Below are 15009 nucleotides of genomic sequence, written 5' to 3' on the forward strand. Positions count from 1 at the left end.
TTTTTCTACAGCCTCAATAAATCAGCATGAGTTCCGGTGCGTGAAAGCGTAAGAATCAGTTCCGTCTTGTTCTTTATATAGACCAGAATCCAGTCGGCTGAATGTGCAGTTCCCGGAATTTCTTCAGCTTGCCTTTCAGCTGGTGGTCGCAGTACTTTTCGGGGAGCTTTTTGCCGCTTTTCAGCCATTCCAAAACTTCTGTAAGAGCATTCATGTCAAGATGTCTCTTTTCTGCAAGACGAACATCTTTTTTGAACGATGATGTATAAATCAGTCTATATGTCATGATTTGTACTCTGGCTAATCCTCTGCTACAGAGTCGCTGTCGCCTGGGACATTTTTTGAGACAAAGCCCTTGATTTTTGCTCCATTGTTTTTACAACAAAGCCGTGTTCTATCATTTTTTTGCAAGAATCAAAGTGTAATAACAACCGTCGCTGACATTATTTGCTCCAGACTTATTTACACTACTGACAGCAAACCAATTCACATCTGGATTTTCAAGATTTTTTCTGGTTCGGGAATTTGAAGCCCAAAGATTTACAATTTCATCGGCTGCAACATCATCCATAGTCATAATCTTGCTAAAAGCAACATTTTGAGCAACGAATTTATAGCCAGCAGATATTTTTTTCACATTTATATTAAAAATCTGCTTTTTATTTGCCATTTTTTTTGAATGAGTTTTGCAGATTTCATGCAAGCCCGAATCATAGTACATGATAGAATCCGGGCGTCTTTGTTTTATGTATTTATTGATTGCATCCAGAATTTTCTTATCATAAAAACCGCAACTATAGAAACCGTTTGTCGGAACACAGGCTTCATCCGCAAGCTTTTGTTCCTTCACGGACTGAAATTCTTCTGATGTTATTGAATTTATATATTCAGAGTTTTCCTCTGCCCATGAAACTGAATCGCATGAAAGCGAATCGCATGAAACTAAAAATCCAAAGGAAAACAAAGAAATCAACAAGGATTCCAGCAAAAATTTTCTATTTAATATAGATTTATTTTAATGAAAATTGATACTTTGTCAATCTTGCATAATAAGCTGTTATTTTACAACCGTCAAAATCATCTTTAATTTTTAATTTTGTAAGCGCCTTCAGCGAATGTGAAACATTTTTTTTGCATTACAATTATCTGGCCGGCTTTCAAAATATGCGGAACTCCTAAGACTGTGATTTCAGTTTTTCCCTCTTTGTATTGAACCAAATCTTTCCGAACAAGCGGAGCTGCGTCTTCAACATTTTTAATAAGTTTTTCTTCTATATTATTGCGTCTAAATCCACAGAAGAATTTTTATTTGATTCATAGTGATATATTTATAGAAGAAAAAGATTTTTCGATAGACTTTGATAGCTGGCTTAAGGATTTAAAAGGTGAGCACGCGAAAACAAATGTTTGAATTTGCTCTGGGGCGAAGCCGTAGCCCGCAACAACGTAAAACCGTTTTTTCTTGCAGGCTTTTTTATAACCTGAATAAAAACATTTCTTGTTTCCATTTCGTTCTCCTTGCAGGCATTAAACTGCCTATTTTGGAATTTGACACCTGTCGGAATAAAGTACGGAACCGGAATAGGATGTGTTGAATATGTCCCCAGGTTACAGCAAAACTTTGAAGCCAAGTGCGACCATCACGGGGAACGTCATAACTGATTTCTTCGCTTTTCTACCATGCCTTCTTTTCTTTTGAAGAATTCTGCTGCTGCTTCCGCTCTTCAACCATTTTTACGAACCATTCCACCATTGCAGGATCCTGATGACTGAAGAAAGAACTTGTTGCAGTATCGATAGCGGTGATTTTTGATATCTCTTCGGCAGTGAGGGTAAAATCAAAGACATTCAGGTTTTCTGCCATGCGTTCCTTGTGGGGTGATTTTGGAATAACCACAATTCCTCTCTGCAGGTGCCAGCGGAGCATAACCTGAGCTGTTGTTTTTCCATGTGCGGCAGCAATTTCTTTTAACACAGAATTTTCAAAAAGGCCACCACGTCCCTCGCCAAAAGGGGCCCAGGCTTAAAGCTGAATACCGTACTTGTTATTCCATTTTTTTGCCTCTATCTGCTGATTCAAAGGATGACATTCCACCTGATTCACCATAGGCTTTATGCGGTTGAAGGACGCAAACTCCACCATGAGGTCGGCATAAAAGTTGGAGATTCCGATTGCCTTTAAAATTCCTTTTTCATAAAATTCTTCAAGAGCGCGCCATGCACCGTAAGCATCACCAAAAGGCTGATGAAGAAGCATGAGGTCAATGTAATCAGTCTTGAGTTTCTTAAGAGACTCTTCTACAGAAGCCTTGCAAGAGTCATAGTCGCAATGCTCAATCCAGACTTTTGTTGTAAGGAAAATGTTGCTCCGGGCAATGCCCGATTTTGCAATTGCATTCCCCACTTCTTCTTCTTTGAAATACGACTGCGCCGTGTCAATGGAACGGTAGCCGACTTCCAGCGCATCCGAAACACAGCGTTCAGCATCTTCCTTTGTCACCTGATACACGCCATAGCCCAAAACAGGCATTTTGATTCCATTTGAAAGTGTTATGTAGTTCATATATGTCTCCTGAAAGTAAATTGTTTTCTAAAATAAGAGTAGCGTGCAGACAGACCTTTTGTACAATAAAACTTTCGTAATGCGGTATTCGCCGTGCGCATAGCGCTAACGCATTTTTTTCCTAAACCATTTTCTACAAACACAAATATTTTCGTCGCTTAATTAGGCCTTTTTATTTTCTCTCACACCTGCCCTTTAAACTTCCTTCTGAACTTTACAGTCTTTCATATGTAAATGTTAATGAATAATAAGAATCATCTTCCGTGATAACATTTTGTTTTTCTTCTTCACTTTCTTTGTTATTAACCATGCATTTTATCCATTCGAAAGATTAGCCGTTATCTTTTTTTTGTAACAATAATTTGCAAAGTACACCATAGGGCTAAGAATATTCTTTTTACTCCCGAAATTTCCGGGAGTAAACCCCCTACAAAACACATTATTTTTCATTGTATAATCGTTTTTATGAGAAAAAGCATAATTCTTGTTGATGATCACGCGCTTTTACTGAACGGAATTAAAAACTGGATAGAAAATCATTCGGATTATAAGGTGGAATTTCAGGCAAGTAACGTCGAAGAATGTAAGGAAATCCAGAATCAGTTTGAGAAAGGAAGTATTAAGGCTGATGATTTTCTTGCGTTCGTAGATATTTCCTTTAAGTCTTCCGATTCGCAGATGGAAAACTCCGGTTTTGGCATCATCAAAGAATTTTCAGCTCTGGGGATTCCCTGCATTGCCTATTCCAGCCACGACTCCGGCGGCTTTATTGAACACGCAACAAGCTCTGCCGTGGGGGCAAAAGGCTTTGTTTCAAAAACGGCAGATGAATCCATTCTGCTAGCAGCAATCAATTCGGTGGCAAATGGCGGAATTTATATTCAGGCTGAGCTTGTAACCGGGCTTCTGGAAGTGCGCGACATCACCCAGACCTTCACTAAAAAGGAAAAGCTCGTCGCCGACACGCTGACTATCCACAACACAAATGCCGAAGTTGCCGCCGCCCTGGGAATTGCGGAAAAAACTGTCGTAAATTATCTGACAATTTTGTATGATAAGGCAGGAGTAGAAAATAAACTCAAGTTTCTTGAAAAAATGGGAAGATTATGAAATCCAAAAAGATTGCATTCACAGGACTTTTATGCCTCCTTGCTCTTATATTGAACATTGCAAGCGCAATGCTGGCCTCCACCCTCAAGCTCCCGGCCTTTTTAGACACAATTTTTACCGTGGCAATTACTTTTTATTCAGGTCTGATTCCCGGAATCATCGTAGCCACCCTTTTTAACCCGGTTATGACACTTCTCCGCTGTGCTATGACCGGTAGTGAAATTTTCCTGTATGATTTTTTGTATGGAATCTGCGGAATTCTCATTGTAATAGCCAGTTGGCTTTTCAGCCGCAACAAAAAAGAGTTTCATTTTAATCGCCGCGTCACCCTTCTTTACCTTCTGATAATCGTTTTCTTCTCAACCTTTCTAAGCTCATTTTCTGCAAGCGCACTGGACACCTTTATCCGCCCGCTTTTTGAAAAAGCATCGGGCTTTTCGGCAATCGACGACATTTCCCTGATCTTTCAGAAATTGAATTTCAGCGTATTTTTGTCCTATCTTTTACCCCGCATTCCAATTACGCTTTTAGACCGTTTTATCTGTACCTTTGCCGCATACGGCATTTATTCGGGGCTTCGTAAATGACAGAGCTTGATTTGCAGGATTTAACTTCCGCCCTCAGTCTTTACACTTCATTTTTTATCTTTCTTGTCGTCCTTACTTTTGCAGCCTTTATCATCCTTATGGTGATTTTGATTCACAACATTAAATCCCGCAAAAATCCTAAGAATAACCGCCAATTTATTGAAGAAACAATTGCCGTGCAGGAAGAAGAGCGCCGCCGCATCAGTCAGGAACTTCACGACACGGTAAGCCAGAACATAAAAGCCCTGCTGCTTACCCAGAAGGAAGTCAAAGACCACTGCAGGGACACAAATCTCCTTACAGAACTTGAAAAAATCATCAGCCTGGAAAAGAAAAATCAGAAGGAACTGAGGGCCATAATCCAGAATCTTTCTGTTCCTGCCCTTGCAAGCATTCCCTTTAAAACCGTCATAAATGATTTGTGCGAGCAGTTTTATGCCCAGAGTAAAATCCCCTGCAAATTTTTTGTTGACCCAGACCTTTCTTTAGACACCTTCACCACTGAACAAAAACATCATATCCTGCGCATTATTCAGGAAGCCTTGAACAATACCCGGGCCCACGCTAAGACCGAAGAAACGAGCGTTGTTATAAGAAAAATTTCTGACCCGCAGAAAAACAGCAACCTGATTCGCATTATGATTTTTGATGACGGACTGGGTTTCGATTCTGAAAAACAGATGGCTCCGGGCAACGCGACTTCTCACTTCGGCATGAGCGGAATGGAAATGCGGGCTAAGCTCCTGGGTGGCAATTTTTCTGTAAACAGCTCGCCAGATACAGGAACCGAAGTACAGCTGGAGCTTCCCCTGCAGTAAAGCGGAGAGTAAATGAAAAAGAACCGCCCGAAGAAATACGAGGAGAGCCTTAAAAACTGTATTTTACTCGCACGAATAGAATTCTTCACAATTTCTGCAGATCCAGATGACCAATATCAGAACCAGCTTGCAGAAAAAATATTTCAAATACAGAGAAAAATAGAAAATAAACAAAAGGATAACGGGCTTTTTGGCGGCCGCTACGGAGTAAAGTGGTATCAGCAGCTCTTTACAAATTTTGCGACGAACTTAGGCATTTCAAAAATGTGCCCCATTTACCGCCTGCCAGGCTTTTACGCTTTTGACAACGCAAATCCCCGCCGCGTCTACCAAAAATGGTGCGCCGCCTTTGACGGTCTTCTTTCTAAAAGCGACATAGACTTAATCGTTTCTGCCGCCATAAAAAATGACGATAACTTCTACGAATACGGCATTAAAGCCTGGGAAAATATGCAGGAACAAAAACGCTGGAACCTTACCGGCGAACTCATTACCATCTGGCGATATTGGAAAAAGAAAATTACGGGAAACGATTAGCTTCTTCTTGACGATTTCTTTTTTCAGCATTATCATTTTACTCGGATAAAACCGAGTCGGAAATATTCGAGTAAAAAGGAGATGCATATGGCAATAGGGGAAGTTTTCTTTGGAAGAAAAGAAAATATCAAAGCAATTTCAAGATTTTTCAATTCAGATAATAATGATGCAGCCCTAATTTACGGTCGTCGGCGGGTTGGCAAAACAGAACTGATTAAGCATTGCCTGAAACAAACAAAAACAACTTCTATCTATTATGAATGTAAAGAAACCTCTGAGCTGAATAATGTCAAATCCCTTTGTGAAATCATTTCAGAAACTTTTGGTCTGCCGCCTTTAGCCTTTGATACCTTTGAATCAACACTTGCTTTTCTCTATAAGCAAGCTGCAAAAAAAGAATTAATCCTTGTGATTGATGAATATCCTTATATCAGGAAAGTTGTAGAGGGATTAGACAGCATTATTCAGTCTTTTATCGACAATAACAAGTCTACTTCCAGATTAAAGCTGATTTTATGTGGCTCTTACGTAGAAACCATGAAGTCTTTGCTCTCGGAAGAAAATCCGCTCTTTGGTCGTTTTGATTTAGTTATGAATCTTAAAGCTATGGATTATTATGAATCAGCTCTCTTCTATAAAGATTTCAGTGATGAAGATAAGGTTCGCTTATATTCTGTTTTTGGCGGAATCCCTTATTACAACAGGCGCATAGATTCATCAAAGACAGTTAAACAGAATATAATTGATTTGATTGCCAGTCCCGGCAGCCGTTTTGAAAATGAAGTTCAAATGCACCTGAAATCTGAAATTTCCAAAATGCAGAATGCGTATGAGGTTTTTGAAGCTCTGGCAAAAGGATTTGTTCGATTTAAAGATATTCTCTCTCAATCACAAGTCTCAAGTTCACCAACGCTTGCAGATGTTCTTGATAAATTAATAAATATGGATATCGTTGTAAAAGAATCTCCAATTAATGATGAAAATAACAAGAAGAAAGCCGGCTATTATATTTCAGACCAGCTGACTTTATTTTATTTCAAATACATTTACAGAAATCTTTCAAGACTTGCAGTAATGGAGTCTGAAGCTTTCTATGATAAATTTATTGAACCAGATTTTGAAGAACATTATGTTCCACAGGCTTTCGAACAGATTTGCCGACAATTTTTAATCCGTAAAAATCGCTCAGGAGAATTAGCTGATTCGTTTGAAAAAATTGGAAAATACTGGTATGACGATCCTATAAATCACAAAAATGGAGAGTTTGATGTAGTCACTGAAAACGATAATTCCTATATCTTTTACGAAGCAAAATTCCGTGAAGGTAAATTAGACAAAAATCTCATTTGGAACGAAATCCAGCAGGTAAATAGCACAGGTTTAGTTTGCAGCAAATACGGATTTTTCTCTAAATCTGGGTATAAAGAGATTGACGAGTCCCATAGGCAGCAGTTGATTCTTTATAAGCTGGAAGATTTGTATCAGTAAACTCGCCTTGTGTACGTAAGGTATTAACTCCCAATATAATCAGGAAAAATTTCCTTTTATTTCTTAAGAGTTTCCTCCCAATACAGAATAAAATTTTCAGTGTAAAATTGATTTTGTTACAAAAAAATGATTTTTTGCTGCATGACTTATTTATATTATGCAGGCAATTGTGGAGGAAAAATGAGAAAGATAACAGAAACAAAAAACATTTTTAAGGTGCTGGATATTGGCCACTTGGAAAACTATCACAGCAATATGCTTGCATGGCTTTTAGATGTTAACGGCGGCCATCATATTGGTTCAACTTATTTTAGAAATCTTGTCAGCGGTCCTATTCAAAAAAAATCTCAAAAAGAGATGGAAGAAACTGTTGATATGGACTGGGAATCATTTAGTGTGTACCGCGAATTCCCTGTAGAAAATGATGAGAAAAAAGGCTTTATCGACATTTTCTGCATTTCTGAAGAGAAAAAATGCGTAATCTATATTGAAAACAAAGTCGAAAGCTCTGAACATTCAAATCAATTGCAGCGCTATGCAGATTTTGTAGAACAAGAATATTGCGAAAAAGGCTACAAAGCGCTCTTTATGTATTTTACACCAACAGGCGAAACTCCTTCTGATGCACGCTGGATAAAAAAGAATTACAGAGACCTGTATGACATTACCCGCACAGCAATAGGAAATATCGTTGACGGCAAAATAAGAGGCATTGTGGAAGATTACGGAGATGTTCTTCTTAGTCTTTTTGCTAACACACGTGATTTTAAAAGTTGCATCACAGAAGTGAATGAAAGCATCGTTGCAAAGGACTTTTCAAACTTAGAATGTGCCGGAATCACATCAATGAATACTCTATACAAAGATTCTTCACTGACCCGCTTCGCTCCTGCAGATACGACAGGCGGCTACATGAACACAACTGATTTGTGCTACATCAATATCAAAATGGAAGACTCGCAACGAAAAAAAGGCACGCTTGCCTGTGTGCTTACATTTACCAATCACCCTAAAAATCTTGAAGAAGGCTCTGAATTTAGAAAATGCTTTCCTAACGCAGGACTGAATTTTCGTTGGTATAATGCAATCACAATTGAAGAGAAATTCTTAAACGATGGCGAAAAGTTACGGGATTTTCTTATGAGCAACGAATGTCAGGAGCGTTTAGGTGCCGTGGTAAAGAGCCTGCTTTCTAAGATGAAAGACGAAATCAAGGCAAAGGCTCTGTAGAGGAAAAAAACGCTAAGTCTTATAAATTGCGGTATTTGCCGCTTTTTATAGCCCTGCGTTGCAGGACACAGATTCGGAAAACGAATCTTATCAAGCTGAGGTAATTCATATGGAAGACAAAAAATCAACAGAAAAGGCTACTGTGGTTTATGAAAAACCGCAAGTTCTTGCACAGAATGATGCTTCTGGAAGCTATGCTGCTGGATGTCCTGCCTATAAAGACGGCAACGGACACTGGTGCGCAGAGTGCGAACGCAGAAACTAAAACTGTGTCTTATAGTGGCAAAGCCCGCTATGTAAAATAAGGTGGCTGAAATAATTTTAGTGGTGAAGCGATATGGCAATAAAAGATGTAGAGAATGAACCTGGATATGTATACGACGATGAGAAGCCGTCAAAAATAGAAGATGGTAAGAAAATGTTTTCAAGTCATTTTGACAGGAATCGGGCTAAAGAACTCGGAATGTCAGAAGAAGAAATCAGACTTCATGAAACTGGTGTAAAAAATCGCGAGCATTTTATTTATTCAAATTAGGAACAAGCAATGTTATATCGACAAAAAAAAGATGTTCTAATTAGAAAGACAGAACACGGTGCATATATTCTCTCAAAAGAAAATTACAGCGAAAAAATTGTGAATGAAAGTGGATCTGTATTCTTATGTGCTCTTTCAAAAGATCCTCAATCAATAGAAACCCTTGCAGATACAATCTTAAAATCATTTGTCGGAGCTGACAAAGAAACGATAATTTCTGATGCCATAGAATTTTATGAAACTTTTGTAAAAGAAGGCTTTGTTGCAAAAGGCGAGACAGAAGCAGAGCTTAACGAGAAAGATGCGAGCGGAATTTATAATTCTGATTGTAGAGTATATGATGGAAGAAATAAAATACACTTTTTTATTCCTGGCTTGGACTTGCAATATCAGGGATTTTACTCCCTATTTTTTGATTATATGAAAAAATTTTCTTATCGTTTTATGGATAATATTGATGTTCCCGCTGTTTATGGTTCATTCAATAATATGATATGGAATGGTGGACGTGTCCGCAGAGGTGTTCAGCCAGCACTGGAAGAAATAAAATCGACGATAAAGACTTTAAATGATTTTGGAATAGCCGTTAGATTTACTTATACGAACAGCCTTGTTGAAGAAAAACATCTGCAAGATACTATGTGTAATCTTACGATGGAAATTGCAAACAATGGAATGAATGAAGTTCTGGTAAATTCGCCTTTGCTTGAAGATTATCTAAGAAAGACCTATCCAAATTTCAAATATATTCTTTCGACAACAGCTTGTGTACGCGATGTAAATAAAATAAATGAAGCGACAAAAAAATATGATTTGGTCGTCTTGGATTGGCGTGACAACAGAAATTTTGACTTCCTAAAAAAAATTCAGGATAAAGAAAAAATCGAAATTCTTGTTGATGAAAAATGCCCAAGTTCTTGTCCAAACAGAAAAGCAGATTATGCGCATGTCTCAAAGGTGAACTTATATCAGGCAACTTCAGATGAACTGAATTTAAAATGCATGAGAGCGGTTTCAGATGTTGCAGGATTTTATAGAGGATTGAAATTCAATCGTGACACAAATCTTACTTTCAATGACATTTACGGAAAATATTATGACATGGGCTTTAGAAATTTTAAGCTTATGGGACGAAATGAACAGGATTTATTAAGTCTGTTTGAAAGCTATATTTATTACATGGCAACCCCTGAATGTCGGGATATTGTACGCTACGACTTACTCACTTACTATATGGATTATTTAATTCGTGATTTTGGTGGAAACAGAACTTCTGCAATACGCTGGCACGAAGAAAATCTAAAAAAATCTTACGCACAAGGAAAATAGAATGTTTTATCGGCTGAAAAAAGATACTTATGTTCGAAACTATGATGGAATCGGATATATCACATCAACTGGAATATTCAATGACAGCGTTGTAAATGGAACTGGAGCTGTCTTGCTCAGCCTCTTAAATCGGCAGCCGCAATCTTTGGATGAACTTGTAAATAAGGCGGAAAAGATTTTTGATAGTGCGAACCATATGATTATTTACAAAGATGCAAAAGAATTTTATGACAATCTTGTTGAGAATGGGTTTGTTTTAAAAGGGAAAAATGAAGATGAATTAAATGCTAACGACATTGGTTTTACATACAATACTGTACTTCCTAAGACAATTCAAGATGATTTTACGCCATCAATTCAAAGAGCAGATACTTCTACGCAGGAATTTTTAGAGAAATACTTTAAGGATAAGCCACATCTGACAAGCTTTCAGATAGAACTTACAAGTCGTTGCAACGAAAGATGCATTCATTGCTATATTCCGCACAAATATAAATTGTACAATATAAGTGATGAATTATATTATTCAACATTGGAACAGTTGTCAGAAATGAATATTCTTTCTGTATGCTTAAGTGGTGGGGAACCTATGATGCATCCTCATTTTAAGGAATTTTTGAAAGCTGCAAAAAAATATGATTTTTATGTGACGCTGCTTTCAAATCTCACGCTTTTAGATGATGAAACTGTTCAGATTATGAAGGAAGGAAATGTTTCAAGCGTTCAAGTTTCACTATATTCTATGGTTCCAGAACACCACGATGCTATCACGCAGTTAAAAGGCAGTTTTTATAAAACCCGTGATGTAATTCTAAAATTGATAGAAAATGATATTCCTTGCCATGTAAGTTGCCCCACAATGAAAGCTAACAAAAATGATTTTACAGATGTACTTGCTTGGTGCAATGAGCATAAAATTCGCGCACAGACTGATTACATTATGATGGCGGAATACAATCACGAAACAGAAAACCTTGCTAACAGACTTTCTGTAGATGAGGCTGGCGAAGTCATAAAATCTATAATGACTGGTGATATAGATTATCAAAAAAATGTTCTTAAGAATGACTTCCTTACAAATATGAACATGGCACAGTTCAATCCAGAACGTCGTTTATGCGGAGTCGGAATCTCGACTTGTTGTATGGTGGCAAATGGCAATGTTTACCCATGTCCTGGCTGGCAAGAAATGGTCTTAGGCAACCTGAACGAAATACCGCTTCAAGAAATCTGGGATAACGGCGAAAAAATCAAATGGCTTCGTTCTCTTAAAATGAAAGACTTAGGAGGTGGCGAATGCTGCAAGTGCGACAAAGCAGCATTTTGTGCTCCCTGCATGGTTCAAAACGCAAACGAATCTCCTACAGGAAACCCTCTTGAAATAAACAGACACTTCTGTGCAGTTGCCGCAAAAAACAAGCAGATTGTACTTGACTGGCGAAAAGCAAAGCTGAAGGAACTGGGGCATAAATAGATTCTTCGCTTTGCTCAGAATGACGCTGAATCAAGTTCAGAATGATATTCCAATGCAGAGTGGAGGTTGGCTATTGTCATGTTGAGTGCAGTGAAACATCTTTAAAAGGAGAGCTATGACCGACTTTCATGTTCACATCGGACAGTATGAAAAAGCATATTACTACGCAGACCGCGTGTTTTCCGTATTAAAGAAAAACGGCGTGGATGAAGTCTATTTTTCGTCTACAACAAGCTGTATCTTCTGCAAAGAAAGCACCAACATCCGATTCTCTGAACATGAAAGAAAAAATGCTCCATCCGCAAGTACGCTTTACTAAGCAATACGCTATGAGGTAAAAAACGCACTGGTTTGTGCAAAAGAAATCGGTATAAAAACTCATGCTCTTTATTGGGTTGTGCCGGATTTTCATTTTGCAAATTGCGCTCTTACCATAAAAAAGGCGATGGACGACGTTCCGTATGACGGATTTAAAATTCATCCGTTCGCACAAAAATGGAATTTAAAAGATGAAAGGACGGCAGGGCTTGCCGAAGAGATTTTTGACTATACGGAAAAAAATAAAAAGCGGATTGTAATTCATACTGGTGTTGATGATTTTTGCAGTCCGAAATTATTTGAAAAATATACTGCAAGTCATAAAGATGTACTTGTCCAACTTGCACACTGTCGTCCTTTGAGACAAACGGTTTATATGCTGGATCATTATGAAAATGTTTTCTGCGATTCTTCTATGACTAATAGAGAAACAATAGCAGAAACAGAAAATAATGGTTTAAAAAATCGTGTATTATACGGAAGCGATTTTCCTATAACTCATTGGAGAGAGTATAAACCTGATTATGATCCGACAGAAAAAGAACTGTCTGATTTTTTTATATTATGTATAACTTCCCCAGGCTATCCTGCGATAAGGCAGGTTAACCGCGATTAAGCGGAGTCTGGGGTTTTAGGGGTGGTCACACCCCTAGGCGAAGGGGGTGCGGCGCAACGGAGTGCAACGCAGGGGGTCAAGACTTTCCCCCTCACCTTAAATTCTGGAGGTAGAAATGAAAAAGCAACTTCTCAGTTTTGTAGTTTTGATTATGTTTGTATCTGCTTTGGTAAGTGGTGAGAAAAAAAAGAAAACTTTGTATAAGAGATTTACCGAATTATTTGATAAAAAAGTAGAAAAAGCTGAGAAAGAACTCCCTCCCAAAATCGAAAAAGGCATGGAAACCTTTACCGACAACCTGGAAGATTTTGAAAACGACATTCATGCCGAGCCCAAAAAGCAGAGCAAGTTCGCAAAGATTTTTAATTATATTGCAGATATTGATATTACTGAGACCTATGCAAATGATTATGCACAAATAAATCCTGAAGATATTGAAAGAGTCGGAGCTTACACAGACGCCCGCGAAGAAAAGTAAGAAAGGACCGCCTATGATAACCATCAAGGGAAAAAAATACGCAATTTCAGAGGATACCGCCATCTCCTGGTTGAAAAGTGTTCACTTTCAGCTTGCAAAGCCGCTTGCAGAAAAAATGGGGCTTGAGCTGCCACCGGATTTTGTTTCGGATAATGAGGGAAAAAGACCGGGCGATTATGGAAGCCAGACTTATGAAGAGGCGCTAAAAAAAAGTGAAGAATATATCGCTATGAGGATAAAATGGGAGACCCGTAAAAAAGCTCGCCGGGTCTGCAGCTTGAAGCAGGAATACGTCTATATTGTCACAAGTTACGAGCGGGATGACGATTATTCGGCCTTTGCCTATGCTGCAATCGATAAGAATGAGGCTGTCAGCTTTGTTGAAAAGGAACAGAAAAAGTGGAGGGAAGGCTGGGCAACTCACGCCTTTTTGTGGAGATGCAAACTGGGGCTTTGGGGCGGCGAAAAAATCCTCTGGGGCATTTACAGTGTAGAAAAAAACGAATGGCTGACTGATTATTCAGTAGACGAAAACGAAAGCATTTTCTTTGAAGACCAGGTGCTGGTAAAAGCGCCCTACTCCAGCCCCAACACCGGTATTCTTGTCTGCCCGATGGAGGTAAAGGATGGGAGAAGGTCGTTTATGTCAATGCCGGCGAGAAATTTCCTATCAAGGTGAAGACATTTTTCTGCCTTTTCAGTTGATTGCCAGAGCGACATATAGGGCTTTGTTGATGTTTTTGCCGTCCTGCCTTGAATTTACGCGTAAGGCATCTAGAAAAAGAATAGAATATGATTTTTCAAGCGACCTGTTCTGCCATTCACGAACATCGGCCATGACTGATTCAGTGATATTTGAAATTGTTTCTGGAGAAACTTCAACACCGTAGACCTGCTGCAGATGCCGCTGAATGTCACGGGTACTCATTCCGAAAGAATACATCGAAATAATCTGGTCGTTGAAAAAGTGGCGTGCGTTTTTCATGTTTTGGAATTATTACAGGTTCAGCTGTCATCCCATGGAAGTCAATCTGATCCAGCAACTGGTCGATGACATCTTTTTCTTTTATTTTGGCCAACATTGTACTCCTCCTTAAGAGTATCATATTTGTCAGCCATTTACACAGAAAATTTTACAAGGTCAAAAATCTACCTTATATTCTAATTAGCGGCGAGTCCTACCCTAAGTGGAATCTTTAAAAGCAGTGTACCCTACTGTGAGTGGGAACTTTAAAAGCGGAGAATCCTGCCGTTAAGTGGAATCGATAAAGCCGTTCAGTTCGCTGAGACGGCTTTTTTTATAAAAATATAAATCCGTATTTGTCACTATTCATTTATTTTTTCATTGTAAAATTCAACAAATCTGTATAATCGCCTGCGTCTGCTTTTCTAAGAGCATCAATATATTTTCTGCGTACTTCTGAAACGTCTACAAGATTCGTATCTCCCCAATAAAGAGTTTTTCCTTCAAGTTTCTGGAGTACTAAATCTGCCATAAGACGGGAAACACGCCCATTGCCATTTGGGAAAGGATGGATTTGAACAAGCTTATGATGGAGCCTGACTGCAATTTCATGATTTGAATATGTTTTGTTGTCAATCCAAAAATTTAAATCATCAAAAAGCTGCATGAGTTTCATTGGAATCTGATATGGTGCAACGCCAATATTTCTTTCAGTAATCCGGTATTCGCCTGCCCATACCCAGACATCACAAAACATTTTTTTATGAAGATTCCGCAAGAATGTATCTGAACAAACGTCCTTTTTCTTGTTAGATGCAAGCCAGAGCTGAGCCTGTGCTATATTTCGAGCTTCCGCCTCGTTTAGTTCCGAACGCAGTGTTATCCACTTCAGTTTGAGACCATTTTTCTCTTCTGCCGTAAGAGGTGTTGAATTATCGTCTGCTTCAAAAATGTCCATGTAT

General features: G+C 38.5%; 17 protein-coding genes and 2 pseudogenes. 14 read left to right on the forward strand and 5 right to left on the reverse strand.

Features of this window, described 5'->3' with window-relative positions; all coding sequences use genetic code 11:
- Nucleotides 1-73: 73 nt before the first annotated feature.
- The 3 genes and pseudogenes from TRESU_RS09985 to TRESU_RS15865 all read right to left on the reverse strand — a co-directional run bounded on the left by TRESU_RS09985 (nucleotide 74) and on the right by TRESU_RS15865 (nucleotide 2563).
- Nucleotides 74-286 (reverse strand): type II toxin-antitoxin system YafQ family toxin, encoded by a 213-nt coding sequence (locus TRESU_RS09985; RefSeq protein ID WP_013702100.1) that lies wholly within the window; start codon nucleotides 284-286, stop codon nucleotides 74-76.
- Nucleotides 287-397: 111 nt separating this feature from the next.
- The gene (locus TRESU_RS09990; RefSeq protein ID WP_169309759.1) at nucleotides 398-988 is read right to left on the reverse strand and encodes a CAP domain-containing protein; all 591 of its coding nucleotides are present in this window, start codon (nucleotides 986-988) and stop codon (nucleotides 398-400) included.
- Between the two features lie 687 nt (nucleotides 989-1675).
- Nucleotides 1676-2563 (reverse strand): annotated as a pseudogene (locus tag TRESU_RS15865) (aldo/keto reductase).
- A 465-nt stretch (nucleotides 2564-3028) separates the two neighbouring features.
- On the opposite strand from TRESU_RS15865, the gene TRESU_RS10000 reads away from it, so the two are divergent.
- The 14 genes from TRESU_RS10000 (at nucleotide 3029) to TRESU_RS10065 (ending at nucleotide 13762) form a co-directional block, all read left to right on the forward strand.
- Nucleotides 3029-3673 (forward strand): LuxR C-terminal-related transcriptional regulator, encoded by a 645-nt coding sequence (locus TRESU_RS10000; protein WP_013702102.1) that lies wholly within the window; start codon nucleotides 3029-3031, stop codon nucleotides 3671-3673.
- Nucleotides 3670-4260, forward strand: coding sequence for a hypothetical protein (locus tag TRESU_RS10005; protein WP_013702103.1), 591 nt, complete (start codon nucleotides 3670-3672; stop codon nucleotides 4258-4260). Before TRESU_RS10000 ends, TRESU_RS10005 begins: the two co-directional genes overlap by 4 nt.
- Nucleotides 4257-5078 carry a sensor histidine kinase gene (locus TRESU_RS10010; protein WP_013702104.1) on the forward strand — a complete coding sequence of 274 codons (822 nt, stop codon included), beginning with the start codon at nucleotides 4257-4259 and terminating at the stop codon, nucleotides 5076-5078. The genes TRESU_RS10005 and TRESU_RS10010 overlap by 4 nt, the downstream gene beginning before the upstream one ends.
- A gap of 12 nt (nucleotides 5079-5090) precedes the next feature.
- Entirely contained in the window at nucleotides 5091-5615 is a 525-nt protein-coding gene (locus TRESU_RS10015) for a hypothetical protein (RefSeq protein WP_013702105.1), read from the forward strand.
- Between the two features lie 87 nt (nucleotides 5616-5702).
- Nucleotides 5703-7103, forward strand: coding sequence for an ATP-binding protein (locus TRESU_RS10020; protein ID WP_013702106.1), 1401 nt, complete (start codon nucleotides 5703-5705; stop codon nucleotides 7101-7103).
- Nucleotides 7104-7283: 180 nt separating this feature from the next.
- A complete protein-coding gene (locus TRESU_RS10025; protein WP_041612053.1) occupies nucleotides 7284-8333 on the forward strand; it encodes a PDDEXK-like family protein in 1050 nt (349 codons plus the stop codon).
- Between the two features lie 109 nt (nucleotides 8334-8442).
- Nucleotides 8443-8598, forward strand: a complete 156-nt coding sequence (locus TRESU_RS15190) for a hypothetical protein (RefSeq protein ID WP_013702107.1) — start codon at nucleotides 8443-8445, stop codon at nucleotides 8596-8598.
- Nucleotides 8599-8670: 72 nt separating this feature from the next.
- Complete coding sequence (locus TRESU_RS10035) at nucleotides 8671-8868, forward strand: hypothetical protein (RefSeq protein WP_013702108.1); 198 nt, start codon at nucleotides 8671-8673, stop codon at nucleotides 8866-8868.
- Between the two features lie 9 nt (nucleotides 8869-8877).
- Complete coding sequence (locus TRESU_RS10040) at nucleotides 8878-10197, forward strand: hypothetical protein (RefSeq protein WP_013702109.1); 1320 nt, start codon at nucleotides 8878-8880, stop codon at nucleotides 10195-10197.
- Nucleotide 10198: 1 nt separating this feature from the next.
- Nucleotides 10199-11671, forward strand: a complete 1473-nt coding sequence (locus TRESU_RS10045; RefSeq protein WP_013702110.1) for a radical SAM/SPASM domain-containing protein — start codon at nucleotides 10199-10201, stop codon at nucleotides 11669-11671.
- Nucleotides 11672-11786: 115 nt separating this feature from the next.
- Complete coding sequence (locus TRESU_RS10050) at nucleotides 11787-11990, forward strand: hypothetical protein (RefSeq protein WP_013702111.1); 204 nt, start codon at nucleotides 11787-11789, stop codon at nucleotides 11988-11990.
- 78 nt (nucleotides 11991-12068) lie between these two features.
- The gene (locus TRESU_RS10055; RefSeq protein ID WP_041612055.1) at nucleotides 12069-12605 is read left to right on the forward strand and encodes an amidohydrolase family protein; all 537 of its coding nucleotides are present in this window, start codon (nucleotides 12069-12071) and stop codon (nucleotides 12603-12605) included.
- Between the two features lie 115 nt (nucleotides 12606-12720).
- Nucleotides 12721-13083 carry a hypothetical protein gene (locus tag TRESU_RS10060; RefSeq protein WP_013702112.1) on the forward strand — a complete coding sequence of 121 codons (363 nt, stop codon included), beginning with the start codon at nucleotides 12721-12723 and terminating at the stop codon, nucleotides 13081-13083.
- Nucleotides 13084-13096: 13 nt separating this feature from the next.
- Entirely contained in the window at nucleotides 13097-13762 is a 666-nt protein-coding gene (locus TRESU_RS10065) for a hypothetical protein (RefSeq protein ID WP_013702113.1), read from the forward strand.
- Nucleotides 13763-13783: 21 nt separating this feature from the next.
- Here TRESU_RS10065 and TRESU_RS15920 read toward each other — a convergent pair.
- A pseudogene (locus TRESU_RS15920) lies at nucleotides 13784-14165 on the reverse strand (transposase); the annotation flags it as partial.
- Nucleotides 14166-14417: 252 nt separating this feature from the next.
- A complete protein-coding gene (locus TRESU_RS10075; protein WP_013702114.1) occupies nucleotides 14418-15005 on the reverse strand; it encodes a mobile mystery protein B in 588 nt (195 codons plus the stop codon).
- Between the last annotated feature and the right edge of the window lie 4 nt (nucleotides 15006-15009).

The sequence above is a fragment of the Treponema succinifaciens DSM 2489 genome (assembly GCF_000195275.1).
GTDB classification, from domain to species: Bacteria; Spirochaetota; Spirochaetia; order Treponematales; family Treponemataceae; genus Treponema_D; species Treponema_D succinifaciens.

Bases quoted from the DNA above. Each gene is read 5' to 3' on its own strand.
- TRESU_RS09985 (WP_013702100.1), bottom strand. From the start codon at position 286: ATGACATATAGACTGATTTATACATCATCGTTCAAAAAAGATGTTCGT.
- TRESU_RS10000 (WP_013702102.1), top strand. From the start codon at position 3,029: ATGAGAAAAAGCATAATTCTTGTTGATGATCACGCGCTTTTACTGAAC.
- TRESU_RS10005 (WP_013702103.1), top strand. From the start codon at position 3,670: ATGAAATCCAAAAAGATTGCATTCACAGGACTTTTATGCCTCCTTGCT.
- TRESU_RS10010 (WP_013702104.1), top strand. From the start codon at position 4,257: ATGACAGAGCTTGATTTGCAGGATTTAACTTCCGCCCTCAGTCTTTAC.
- TRESU_RS10015 (WP_013702105.1), top strand. From the start codon at position 5,091: ATGAAAAAGAACCGCCCGAAGAAATACGAGGAGAGCCTTAAAAACTGT.
- TRESU_RS10020 (WP_013702106.1), top strand. From the start codon at position 5,703: ATGGCAATAGGGGAAGTTTTCTTTGGAAGAAAAGAAAATATCAAAGCA.
- TRESU_RS10025 (WP_041612053.1), top strand. From the start codon at position 7,284: ATGAGAAAGATAACAGAAACAAAAAACATTTTTAAGGTGCTGGATATT.
- TRESU_RS15190 (WP_013702107.1), top strand. From the start codon at position 8,443: ATGGAAGACAAAAAATCAACAGAAAAGGCTACTGTGGTTTATGAAAAA.
- TRESU_RS10035 (WP_013702108.1), top strand. From the start codon at position 8,671: ATGGCAATAAAAGATGTAGAGAATGAACCTGGATATGTATACGACGAT.
- TRESU_RS10040 (WP_013702109.1), top strand. From the start codon at position 8,878: ATGTTATATCGACAAAAAAAAGATGTTCTAATTAGAAAGACAGAACAC.
- TRESU_RS10045 (WP_013702110.1), top strand. From the start codon at position 10,199: ATGTTTTATCGGCTGAAAAAAGATACTTATGTTCGAAACTATGATGGA.
- TRESU_RS10050 (WP_013702111.1), top strand. From the start codon at position 11,787: ATGACCGACTTTCATGTTCACATCGGACAGTATGAAAAAGCATATTAC.
- TRESU_RS10060 (WP_013702112.1), top strand. From the start codon at position 12,721: ATGAAAAAGCAACTTCTCAGTTTTGTAGTTTTGATTATGTTTGTATCT.
- TRESU_RS10065 (WP_013702113.1), top strand. From the start codon at position 13,097: ATGATAACCATCAAGGGAAAAAAATACGCAATTTCAGAGGATACCGCC.
- TRESU_RS10075 (WP_013702114.1), bottom strand. From the start codon at position 15,005: ATGGACATTTTTGAAGCAGACGATAATTCAACACCTCTTACGGCAGAA.